11 protein-coding genes are annotated in these 11,873 nt (G+C 59.3%); 10 read left to right on the top strand and 1 reads right to left on the bottom strand.

The annotated features are described in order from the left end of the window. Positions 1–253: 253 nt before the first annotated feature. On the bottom strand, positions 254–1,273 hold the full coding sequence (locus tag EO136_RS16100) for an IS110 family RNA-guided transposase (RefSeq protein WP_127143153.1): 1,020 nt from the start codon (positions 1,271–1,273) through the stop codon (positions 254–256). Between the two features lie 119 nt (positions 1,274–1,392). Here EO136_RS16100 and EO136_RS16095 point away from each other — a divergent pair. The 10 genes from EO136_RS16095 (at position 1,393) to EO136_RS16050 (ending at position 11,147) form a co-directional block, all read left to right on the top strand. Continuing rightward, positions 1,393–2,162 (top strand): IS5 family transposase gene (locus EO136_RS16095; RefSeq protein ID WP_246018425.1). Its coding sequence is split into 2 segments (ribosomal slippage): positions 1,393–1,707 and positions 1,710–2,162, totalling 768 coding nucleotides; the frame shifts between segments, so codons are not numbered across the junction. Continuing rightward, positions 2,146–3,750: a hypothetical protein gene (locus EO136_RS16090; protein WP_127145417.1), complete on the top strand. Its 1,605-nt coding sequence runs from the start codon at positions 2,146–2,148 to the stop codon at positions 3,748–3,750. The genes EO136_RS16095 and EO136_RS16090 overlap by 17 nt, the downstream gene beginning before the upstream one ends. Positions 3,751–3,899: 149 nt before the next feature. Beyond that, positions 3,900–5,357, top strand: coding sequence for a hypothetical protein (locus EO136_RS16085; protein WP_127145416.1), 1,458 nt, complete (start codon positions 3,900–3,902; stop codon positions 5,355–5,357). 446 nt (positions 5,358–5,803) lie between these two features. Further along, positions 5,804–6,721 (top strand): ArdC family protein, encoded by a 918-nt coding sequence (locus tag EO136_RS16080; RefSeq protein WP_127145415.1) that lies wholly within the window; start codon positions 5,804–5,806, stop codon positions 6,719–6,721. Positions 6,722–6,754: 33 nt separating this feature from the next. After that, on the top strand, positions 6,755–7,015 hold the full coding sequence (locus EO136_RS16075) for a hypothetical protein (RefSeq protein WP_127145414.1): 261 nt from the start codon (positions 6,755–6,757) through the stop codon (positions 7,013–7,015). A gap of 193 nt (positions 7,016–7,208) precedes the next feature. Next, positions 7,209–7,673, top strand: a complete 465-nt coding sequence (locus tag EO136_RS16070) for a mobile mystery protein A (protein WP_127145413.1) — start codon at positions 7,209–7,211, stop codon at positions 7,671–7,673. Then, entirely contained in the window at positions 7,670–8,275 is a 606-nt protein-coding gene (locus EO136_RS16065) for a mobile mystery protein B (RefSeq protein ID WP_127145412.1), read from the top strand. The genes EO136_RS16070 and EO136_RS16065 overlap by 4 nt, the downstream gene beginning before the upstream one ends. Positions 8,276–8,767: 492 nt before the next feature. Then, positions 8,768–9,334, top strand: coding sequence for a TetR/AcrR family transcriptional regulator (locus EO136_RS16060; protein ID WP_206513355.1), 567 nt, complete (start codon positions 8,768–8,770; stop codon positions 9,332–9,334). A gap of 14 nt (positions 9,335–9,348) precedes the next feature. After that, on the top strand, positions 9,349–10,533 hold the full coding sequence (locus EO136_RS16055) for an SGNH/GDSL hydrolase family protein (RefSeq protein WP_127145410.1): 1,185 nt from the start codon (positions 9,349–9,351) through the stop codon (positions 10,531–10,533). Between the two features lie 338 nt (positions 10,534–10,871). After that, positions 10,872–11,147, top strand: coding sequence for a hypothetical protein (locus tag EO136_RS16050; RefSeq protein ID WP_127145409.1), 276 nt, complete (start codon positions 10,872–10,874; stop codon positions 11,145–11,147). The last annotated feature ends 726 nt before the right edge of the window (positions 11,148–11,873 follow it).

Below are 11,873 nucleotides of genomic sequence, written 5' to 3'. Positions count from 1 at the left end.
TGATTCATATGTGGACGCCCCCTATGGCAAGAGCTGGTTTTGTCATGTTGCGGTGATCGGTTGCTTTCATATGTCCGGCCTGTTTGTGCGGCGTGATATTCGCTGCTGGCCCTGATGGAAATCCGCCGGTGAGGTCCCTGATCAAGCTGGCGCGCACGAGTGGCGCATTGAATCAGACGGGTTTGCCTCTCCATTGGCTCGATCGTTACGCATCATCGACTGCCATTGCCAATTTGGTTCGGGCTGCGCGCGGTCAGGCAGGCCGCCCATAGGGTCTATATGTCTCTCCGCGGGTTAGTACTACCCAGGCGATGCGGGCGAGCTTGTTAGCGAGGGCGACCGAGGCGAGCCGGAACGGCTTCTTCTCCAGCAACCCATTCACCCAGTCTGTTATCGGCGTCGGGTTACGCTTGGCGTGTCGCATGACGGCCGTTGCGCCAACGACGAGCAGGCGCCGCAAATACCTGTCGCCCTGTTTGGATATACCACCGAGACGTGTTTTGCCTCCGGTCGACTGCTGCTGCGGCGTCAGCCCAAGCCAGGCGGCGAATTGCCTGCCTGATTGGAACTGATCGGGGTCTGTCACTGTTGCCGCGATGGCTGTCGCTGTGATCACCCCGACACCCGGGATAGCCGCGAGCCTTCGACTGGCCTCGTTCTCGGCATGCCAGATGCGTAATTCCTGATCGAGTTCGCCGACCTCCTCGGTTAACTCGGTGATCCGTCGGATCAATATCTCAAGCGCTCGATGAGCGTAAGTAGGAAGGGCTTCATCAGCAAAGGCCCTATCGGCCAGCTTCGCCAGATTGGCGATGCCGGGATTTGCGACGAAGCCGAATTCGGCCAGGTGAGCGCGCAGTGCATTCGCTGCCATGGTGCGCTGGCGCACCAGGAGAGATCGCGCCCGATGCGCCATCAGGATGCCCTGCTGCTCAACCGTCTTGACGGGCACGAACCGCATCGTGGGACGTTGCACGGCTTCGCAGATCGCTTCTGCGTCCAGCGCATCACTTTTGCCGCGCTTGACGTATCCTTTTACATAAGACGGCGGCATGATCCTGACGTCATGGCCCATGGCGATCAGCGTACGCGCCCAGTGATGCGCCGTAGCGCAGGCTTCAACCCCGATCAGGCAGGGTGCCAGTTTCGAAAAGAATGGCAGCATCTGTTTGCGATGCAGCTTCTTCACCAGCACTGTCTTCCCGGTGTCATCCACGCCATGTGCCTGGAAAACGCTCTTGGCCAGATCCAGTCCGATTGTATTGATATTCATTGTAAACGCTCCTTCTCTTGCTTTCACTTCCACAGCACCTTAACCGGCACTGCGCTGGCCGGGGGCGTCCACATCATCAAGGCTGTTCTTTGCGGAGGGCAGTGTTGGTTCGTGGTTTGATGTCGGATGAGGAATGGGCGTTCTTCGAGCCGTTCGTAGTCGAGAAGGGTCCGAGGCGAGGTCGGCCACCTCGTGACCATCGACTAGTGCTGGATGGAGTGTTCTGGGTGGCCCGGACGGGGACGGCCTGGCGGGATCTGCACAGCCATTTCGGCGCCTGGAACTCGGTCTATCGCCAATTCCGACGCTGGACGCAGGCGGGGCTCTGGGACGTGATGCTGGAGGCCATGAACGAGACCAGCGCGGGCCACGACAGCGTCCAGATGATCGATTCCACGATCATTCGCGCCCATCAGCACGCCGCCGGCGCGCTTAAAAAGGGGATACGGACCAGGGTCTTGGCCGCTCTCGCGGTGGCTTCTCGACCAAAATCCATCTCCGCAGCAACGCTCTCGGTCTCCCTATCGCAATCACGCTGAGCGGCGGGCAAGTCTCCGATGTGAAAGGCTATGCGCCGGTCATGGACGAGCCCGGCCCACGCCCTCGCGTCCTGCTCGCCGACAAGGGCTACGACGCCGACCTCATCCTGGCCGACCTGGAGGCCCGAGGCGTCGCCGCCGTTATTCCGGCAAAGCGAAACCGAAAGGTCCAACCCGTCATCGACCGGCATATCTACGGCCTGCGCAACCTCGTCGAGCGGTGCTTCTCAAAGCTCAAACACAGCCGCCGCCTGGCCACCCGATACGACAAGACCGCCGACAGCTTCCTCGGCTTCGTTCTCGTCGCGTCCATCCGACTGTGGATCAGACACTTTGCCCACACGACCTAGACTTCTGAAGCCGACCAACGGCGACGACTGCCACGAGCCCGTTCACCGGATCGTTGCGGAATATTGCGCAGCGCGCTATCTCGCCCGCCGCTTGGATGATGCGAGTGACCGACTTTCACTGGCCCGGCTGCTCTCCATTATCGCGCCGTCTGGTGCCGTTCGCACCGAACTGCGTGGTCTTGTCGGGTGGATGGCGGCACTTACGCGCGAACCGGCACAGTTGGTTCTGATCGACCTGGATCCCTATGCCGTGTTCGCCAACGGGGATCCGTCGAACCTTAGTCCAAAAGCGAAACAGCATGTGCTGGCCCGGCTCGGCGATCTTTCGCAGGAAGATCCTTTTTTCCGGCGAGGCGATGTATGGCGGCGTTTCAACGTCGGCCAGTTCTTCACGGACGATGTAAGGGCAGCCGTTTCGACAATCCTCGACCCTCGCGCAGACAACGGGATGCTGCGCGATCTTGTGCTCGAGCTTGTTTCATCATCAGAAGCAGGGATGATGTTTGCGCCGGAGCTTGCGCAAATTTCATTGTCGGGCGCGCTGGGACGAGGCACGCGAAAGAGCGGGTTCGCAACCCTTGTTGAGGCAGATCCCGCCCGGGCAGCAGGGCTTGTGCCCACGCTGATCGCCGAACAAAATTCGGTCTCGCTTGATCTTGCTGCGCATGCGATCCGCGAACTTGGCGTGGAACGCATTGGCTTACCCCATTTGCTTGCGCTGCTAAGGGCCGCAGCCACGCTCTATCCGGCCGGCGATGGGCCCCGCGATCGCGATATGGAGCGGCGATACTTCATCAAGGCATTGATCTCATCCTTGGGGGCCACCCACGTCCAAGCAGCGCTGGACGATTTGACTGCTGGGCTCGTTTGCACTTGCTCGCCGCGCCAACCGTGGCGTTGTCGCTGCAGAATCGGTATCAGCAAGATCGCAGGCTCGCTCTTGGATCGTTATTTTGAGGTTTCAATAGCACCGCATGATCCTCGTCGCGTGTGGGGATGGGTGGAGCCGCTTGTTTTTTCTGAGCACCGCGGGCCCGACAGCAGCGCTTCGGTGCGATACCTCACTGATGATCATGAATTACGGCAGGAGATGCAGTGGCTTGCGGTCTCCAGCTGCGAGACAGCCGACGCAACGCAAGAGGCCGTGAGTGCGATCTTCATGAGCACTACTCATGCAGGCATGCGCTTCCAGGTTCAGGACATGATGAATATCGCAGGAAGGGCCGCCGCTTCCGGCCATTCCGCGCTCTGGCGCATTATGTGGATGCCCCACAACCGCTACACTAAGGAGCAGCACGCGAGCCCGGTCCGAACGCTACAACGGGCGCAGGCCAAGAGTAGTCCGGAACTTCTGCGCATCTGGGCGCTCCGGGAACGGCAGGCACGGTTACATCAGGCGCAGGCAAACCGAGGCATTCGGTATCGGCGCGGCCGGTATGAGCGGCGCGAAGCCCAGAACAATGCCGACAATCGCACGCACTTTCTGGCAAACCGGCAAGCTATCGCTTCTGGATTGTTCGGCGGCTGGACGCAGTATTTTGCGCGGATGATCCTCATCGAACCTGACAAGCTGGCGGGTATGGACTAGGCATAACACCCGAGGACGCCGTGCTGAACTGCCTGCCACATTTAATGCCGCATATTCCCTCACTGGGAGACCTGTCAGTTAATCGGGGAGCCGTGACAGCACAAATACTCTATGCGCATTGCCTCATGCGCTTTCGCGCTGGCAAGCCATTGAGCGAACTCGATCCGGCAGTTCTGGGGGCGGCTTATACCGAGGCCGGCCCTTGGCCGGCGTTTGAGGGCAACGATACAGAAGAAGAGGCTTTCAACAGCGCTCTCGAGGCGGTCGTGTTTGCGGATTCAGAAGCGCCTGATCTGTACGTGGCCGAGTATATCGAGCCAGCTCTCTCGTCTTCACATGAAACGCCTACCAATATCGATTGGCTGAAGCGCAAGGCGCCCTTTGCACGATTCTTGCCCGCGCTACCCCTCGATTGGCTCGAGCGCTATCCGCAGATGCCGCGGCACGCGAGGGAAGCCCTTTTCGAGTTGGCTGTAGTGCATGGCGACAGGCGTCGCGTTGTTCGGCTAATCGATGCGCGCTTTGCTGATCCGATTGCCGATAGCGGCGGGAACACGCCAGAGGATCAATATGCGGTGCAGCGTCACCGCTTCTGGACAATGCAATGCTTTTTCTTCGAGACCCAGTCGTTGGAACAGGCATGGGCCGAGTTGAGCCAGGACCCTGAAACCGTTCTAGAAATTCAGGATCGCATCGGCTGGTTCGGTGGCCGGGGCGAGACGTATCTTCCGGCACTCAGCCCGGATGCAATTTATCGAATCCTAGATTCCTTTGTCGCTGCATGGCCGCCCACACCATTGCCGAGCATCTATGGCACGAGCTCGCCGCCGGGAGAGAGAGCCTTTCGATCTTTTGGAGACGTGATCTGGAAAATCGGCCGGGCGGAACCTGACCGCAGGCTCCCTGTTCTGGATCGGATGCTCGCCGATGGCCGCTTCGCTACTTTCAGGGCCCAACTGCTGACGCTTTGCGCCGAGACTTTGCACGCTCTCGCGCTCAGGGATTTTACAGCGCCCGCGCCGGAGCAAATTACAGCAATGCGCGATCACAATCAGGTGGCGACAGTTGAAGACCTGCGTGCCTTGTTGACCGAAGAACTAAGCGCACTTGAAATATGGCTTCGCGGTTCTGAAACTGATCCTCTCGAGACGTTCTACGAGGGATCGGATCATGTCGATGAGAATACCGGGCGCAACCGGATCGTAGACCTCTTGTCCGGACGGATGAGGGCTCTGGGCCTATCGGTGGTCATCGAGCGTCATATGGCAGAGAACACCCGCTGCGATTTTACGGTCAGTGCGGCGCTCCCTGGCGTGCACCGTCTCCTTGTGGTGGAGGTCAAAGGGCAATGGAACACCAAATTGTTCACAGCAGCGTCAGCCCAGCTGTCCGAGCGCTACGCCATCCATCCCGATGCCGCCGGGCAAGGCATCTACCTCGTGTTCTGGTACGGGCCGAACGTGCCAGTTGCAGGTCGTGTAAGGACCAAGATCAGCTCGGCGGCTGAACTCAGGGCAGCTATTCTTGCTGAGATGCCTGAGCCGTTGCGGGCGGCAATCGATGTAATGGTGTTGGACGTATCTCGCTCCGCAGCTGATGCTGCCTGATTGAGGGATCGCACTACTGTCACGCGTTACGAGCTTTGTCTTTGCGCATTGGCCATGCCATTCCGTTTCTCGGGTAGGTGCCTCCAGTTGATAAATCAAGAGTTCCGCTTTGCTCCGCGCGCCCAATTTCGGGCCGGGCTGTCGTGAACCGAGGCTGCCTGTGGCAGTCTCGGCCATTCGGCGTCCATCCCTTGCGCATCTATCGTCAGCCGTGAGCGGCTGACACTTCTCCTCTTTTGGCTGGGGCCTGCGGCCCCCTGGCCATCAAGACCCAGAGCGCCCTTTCGGGCGCGCTTTGGCGCGTATCCCCGTCCTTCCTTCCTTTGGTCGTGCAGGGCGGGTGATCCCCTCGCGCCGCGCGGATCATTGACGGCCTCCCCCCGCTCATTGGCGCGGGCCTAGTCCCGGTTGCATGCGCAACCGGCAAACTAGGAAAGGAAAAGCCAATGAAACCCGATATTTACAGACGCGTAACCGACAAGAGCATCGCCGATCTGGAGAAGGGCGAGCTGAGCTGGCTCAAGCCGTGGAGCAGCGGCAATCTGGAAGGCAAGATTACCAAGCCGCTACGGCATAACGGTATTCCCTATAACGGGATTAATATCCTGATGCTCTGGGCTGCATCTGTTGAGGCGGGGTATTTCTCCCCCTACTGGATGACATTCCGCCAAGCCAAGGAGCTGGGCGCGCATGTGAAGAAGGGCGAGCGCGGCAATCTGGTCGTGTACGCGAACACCATCACCAAAACCGAGGAGCAGGACGACGGCAGCGAAGAAGAGTGCCAAATTCCATTCATGAAAGGCTACAGCGTTTTCGACGTCGAGCAGATCGAAGGCTTGCCGGAGCACTACTACACCAAGCCCGAGCCGGTCATTGATCCAGCGTTGCGGATCGAGCATGCGGATCGGTTCTTTGCCGCCACGCGCGCCGACATTCGCCATGGCGGCAACAGCGCCCATTATAGCGGCCGCAGCGATCATGTGCAGATGCCTCTGTTCGAGACGTTCCGCAGCCCTGAAGCCTATTACGCAACCCTTGCCCATGAAGTGACCCACTGGACCAAGCACAAGAGCCGCCTCGATCGGGATATGGGACGCAAGCGCTGGGGCGATGAAGGCTATGCCCGCGAAGAGCTGGTGGCCGAGCTGGGCGCAGCGTTTCTGTGCGCCGATCTGGAGCTGACTCCCGAGCCCCGCAGCGATCACGCCGCCTATATTCAAAGCTGGCTCAAGGTCTTGAAGGAAGACAAGCGCGCGATCTTCAGCGCCGCTGCCCATGCCCAGCGTGCCGCGGATTTCCTGCGTGGTCTTCAGCCCATGATCGAGTCCGAGCAACCCCGAGCCAAGGCAGGAGTCGCCGCGTAAGCGGCGGCTCCCCGCAAGAGGGAGGCAAGAGACATGGAGCAGCGCACCATCACATGGCGCGGCATCGCGCTTGAGATCACCTTCACACCGGAGAAGTTCGGCTTGGTGGATCATACCGAGATCATGAGCGAAAACCGCGTCCCGCTACCTGTCACCGAAACAGGCTACCGCTCGCATTTTATCCCCGTTGGAGCCGTGACCGATCACGGCGGCGCTGTGGCCTTTGTCACCGCCTGGCTGGACCATGAAGCGGAGCGCACCGGCTGGAGCGGTGCGCAATTGTCCATGTTCTAGGGCCCAAAATTTCGCGGCCGGCCATCGGGGCCAGCCGCTGCATGCGCATCAGTTGATGCGCACATTAGCAGTTCTGTCAATCAGTAGATATGCATTATTAGCACGCATGCATATCAATAAATTGACATTCAGTCCGTTTATGTCTATCATATGATATACAAACTGGGCTTGTTTGCCCATGAGGTAATAGGCAATGAACGTCAAAGACACAGCCAGAAGGCAATTCGTAAAGATCGCCGACCGCGCAGCGCAGCAACTCGGCTCCAACCAAACACCTTCTGAAGGGTGGCTTGCTACGCTGCGTAAAGCGCTTGGCATGTCCGGAGCCGAAGTGGCTGCCCGCATGAATGTCAGCCGCAGCGCAGTCTATCAGGCCGAGCGCAACGAGCGTGATGGCGCCATAACAATCAGCCAGATGCAAAAGCTGGCCGAGGCCATGGGAGGGCGGTTCGTCTATGCCATCATTCCCGAGGGTAGCGTTGATGATGTGATCCGCGCCCAGGCGCGGCGCAAAGCCGAAGCCCGCATCCGCCGCGCTAGCGCCCACATGGCGCTGGAGAAGCAAGCCCTGTCAAGCGCGCAAACCAAGCAGCGGATCGAAGACCTGGCCGATGAGTTGGCGCGGGATATGCCGCCGGATTTCTGGGAGGTAAAATGATCTTTGAAGAACCCGAAGGCGCGACCCCGCTCGACCCGGATGAGAAACAGGGACTGAAATTCGGCCATGTGACGACGCGCGGCGAACTCGATGAGTTGGAACAGGCCAATATCGAGCAGGGGCTCGCTTGGCTGTCACGGCGGCGGGGTGGCAGCATCTTTGATGACGCATTCATCCGGACGCTGCACAAGCGACTCTTTGGCGATGTCTGGAGTTGGGCGGGCGAGTATCGCCTCACCGAAAAGAACATCGGCATCGATCCCTTCCAGATCGGTGTCCAGCTCCGCAATTTGCTGGATGATGCGCGGTACTGGTCAGAGAACGGTACTTACAGCCCGCTCGAAGCCGCGGCGCGCTATCATCACCGGATGGTTCAGATCCATCCTTTCCCAAATGGCAATGGCCGGCATGCGCGCATCGCCGCCGATATTCTGCTTGAAGATATCTATGACCATCCGCCAGTGGCCTGGGCGAGCGGCTTTGATCTTCAAGCCGACAATGAGCGCCGCACCGCCTATATCGCCGCGCTCCGCGCCGCCGATGGCGGAAACCTCACGCCCCTCTTTGAGTTCGTCGGGCTCGAGCAAGACGTCAAGAGCTAGCGTCTTGCCTCGGCGGTTGGGCCGTCTAGCTACGCCAAGGCTTCCAAGCGATCAAAGGCAGCGCGGTAGCTATCACGTCAGGACGAAAACGCCACCTTGTAGTCCTCGAGGAGTAGGAGGCCGAGGGCGCCGTAGTCCAGTTCGACAGAGCAGGCAACGGTATCCTCAGTGCCCAGGGTCGCGCGTCCCGACGCACCTTAAAGCGCGGTTATCGCGCGATAGCTTCCGTCGCCCAGCGTATTCTGGGCTCTGGTGCGCCGGAAGGCTGGATTGGGGCCGTTTGCTGCCTGTCCGCCCGTGGACGAGGAACGGAGAAAGCCGACATTCGGCATCTACTTCATTTCGGTCATATAGCCCTAGTTGAGACCAAAACCAGCCGCTATCCGGGTTTGACGCCGCTCAACCATCTGCGAGCTTGAAATCAATAACTAATGTTATTAGGCTAATGTCTAGTGTAATTTGGTTTCAAAAAATTTGATGCCCAGAGTCGGCTTGACGAAAGACAAAATTATCCAGGAAGCAGCAAAGCTCGCGGATGCCAAGGGCTTCGATAGCCTGACGCTGACGGCGATCGCCCTTTTATTCGGCGTCAGATTGCCCAGCCTCTATGGGCACGTGGCGAATGTACACGAGCTCAAAAAAGGCGTTGCCCTCCTGGCACTTGAGCGCCTGGCCGAAAGATCCGAAGAGGCAGTCGCGGGACGCGCGGGCAAGGATGCTCTGGTTGCACTGGTCGATACACATCGCGATTTTGCTCAGGAGCACCCCGGTCTGTTCCATGCTTCCCGTTACCCATTGGATGGCGAAACTGCCCAGAGAAGTGGTGGCGCGCGCCTCGCTCGGGTCAACCACGCAATGCTGCGCGGATACGATCTGGGGGACGCTGACCGCGTTCATGCCACGCGGCTGATCGCTGCGTTCGTGTTGGGCTTTTCCCTGTTGGAACTGGCCGGGAGCTTCAGCCACAGCGCCCCAGACGCAGCGCTCTCCTGGAAGCGTGATGTCGATGGCCTTGATGCCTTGCTCCAGAACTGGGCGAAGCAGAAGAACGACACCTGAAAAGCGACTGCAAGATGCCAACGCACAATCTCATTGCCTCGACGCAAATCGACCCATCCCTTCTACAAGGCTTTGCCGAACTGGAGCAGACCGAGTTCGGGCTGTTGCCTCATCGGCTTCCGGCCAAGGCGCGTGCGCAATCGTCTGATCCTCAGATGGCGATGGTCGAATCCGAGCCATCAGGCGTTCGGATTGCGTTCAGAACTGCGGCCACTGCCATCGAAATCGACGTCCTGACTTCGCGACGGGAGCTTGTTGGCGTTCCGCCGCGGCCAGTCGGTGTCTTTGACCTTTGCATTGATGGCCGTCTTGAATCCCAACAATCGGCCCGAGACGCAACGATCCTGCGTATCGATATGGCGTCCGGAACCGTGGTTCGCGAACCGGCGGGCGTCCAGACACTTCAATTCAACGGCCTGGCCAGCAGAGAGAAAAAAGTCGAGATCTGGCTGCCGCACAACGAGATCACCGAGCTTGGGGCCCTAAGAGCGAATGCACCCATCGTGGCGGTGACGGATATGGCCAAGGCCCTATGGGTCCACCATGGAAGTTCGATCAGCCACGGCTCGAACGCCGCCTCACCCACCGGAACCTGGCCGGCCATTGCAGCTTCTCTGGTGGGCGTCGATCTCATGAATATGGGGTTTGGCGGCAATGCCCTGCTCGATCCCTTCACGGCCCGCGCCATCCGAGACAGGCCGGCCGACATCATCAGCGTCAAGATCGGCATCAACCTGGTCAATGCGGACCTGATGCGCCTTCGTGCGTTCGGGCCAGCAGTGCATGGTTTTCTGGATACTATTCGGGAGGGTCATCCCGATACGCCGCTGCTGGTAATCTCTCCAATCTACTGCCCGATACATGAAACAACGCCCGGGCCGGGTATGTTCGATCTGGACGCGTTGGCAAAAGGTGAGATGAAGTTTGTTGCCCTTGGCAAAGAGGAAGAAGTTGGCGGCGGCAAGCTGACCCTGACGGTCATTCGCGCGCATCTGCAGACCATCGTTGAACAGCGCGCTGAAGATGATCCAAATATCCACTATCTCGACGGCCGTGACCTCTACGGCGAGCCCGACCATGCCCGGCTACCACTACCCGATCGCCTGCATCCAGACGCCGAAGCTCACCGCCTTATCGGCGGCCGGTTCGCCCCGTTCCTACAGGATAAAGTCCTGCCTAGGAGCGTAGCCCAAACGTGAGGGCTTCAGAGTACCAACCAAGCTAGCGATGTCTGCTTCTCGGTGTGATGCCAGAAAGCCGCCAGTCCGTTCCACCCCATATCCGATCGTCTCGATCAAATTTCCTTGCCATTTGGGCAAGGAAAAGCACGCGTTTCCTAATCAGCAAAGGGGCTGGAACCGGCCAGACCGGCTTCGGCGATGAATTGGCAAAAGCCGACATTCGGCATCCGACCCCGTTGCGGTCGCTCAGGGTTGCAGGCTGGGCGCCACCTGAACGACGGATGAAGGCCGCGCTAATCGACACTTCAGGTCTAACGTTCCAGCCTGTTCTCGTTGATTTGATTAGGGAGAGAGACATGTTGAGCACCCGTTCCGCCACGATCGCCGTATTCGCATCGCTGCTGGCGATCACCTCCGCACAGGCTGCCGAAGGCCACAAGCGTTACGGCAAATGCGTCGTGATGATTGACGTTGGTGGTCGACAGGTTCCCGCTTCATATGACTGCAACGACGCCGGCGTGAGTTGCCCCAACCCCGGCTGGGATACCGCTTGCACCGTTAACGGGATCTCTGGCACCACCACACCCGGCGACGCCGAGCGTGCCGTTCGCGCCAAGCCGGCGCTGATGTAGAGGACGTACGTAAACCGGTCAGGGATGATGGATAGAACGGTATGGTCGGCAGACGCGCGCTGCTGACCAGTGTCTGACCGATAACTTGCATCACCAAATCTCCGTAGCCGAGCAGGCTGCCGAAACGTGAATTTGTCGTGCCCAATATCTTGATAGTTGGACCCCGATAATCGTGGCGCAGACCGGCCGCTTTCGGGAGATCGAAGGCGTTGACCAATGGCTTGAATGGGGGCGCGTCCTCGTCACCGGTCGATTCGGCGAGCTGAGCAGCAGGGTCATGGACGATCTTGCTGGGCCAACATACGATAACGAGTTGTACAGGAATTACATGGAGAACAAGCTGATCCAGTTGAGACGCTTTTTTGCCTGCTGCAGGGCTCAGGGTTACATCGGCCACGGTTGTCTTCGTTGGTCGTGGCGTGTGGAGGACTTGGTGCGGTTGGCCAAACTGGCGCACACGAAGCCATTCTTTGGGAATCGAAACGGAAGCAGGACCACATAGTCTGCGAGAGGCCCCTATCGGCATGGTTTCACCGCTCACCAATGCAGGCCCGCCAAGTTCGGAGGGCTTAAGGCTGCATGTTTGGGAAGCAGCGAATCTATGCGCCAGCCCATTGGTAAAGGGGCCGCCCTTTTTGGGATAGCCCCTCCGGGGGCGGTGGACGTCAGCATCCGCGTTCGGAATCTCCGTCGGCCGGCTCCACATTGATGTGCGTAGGCTGGCTG

The sequence above is a fragment of the Pelagibacterium montanilacus genome, from assembly GCF_003992665.1.
Lineage (GTDB): Bacteria > Pseudomonadota > Alphaproteobacteria > Rhizobiales > Devosiaceae > Pelagibacterium > Pelagibacterium montanilacus.
Note: the sequence above shows the minus strand (reverse complement) of the source record. Positions and strands in the feature narration are given on the sequence as shown.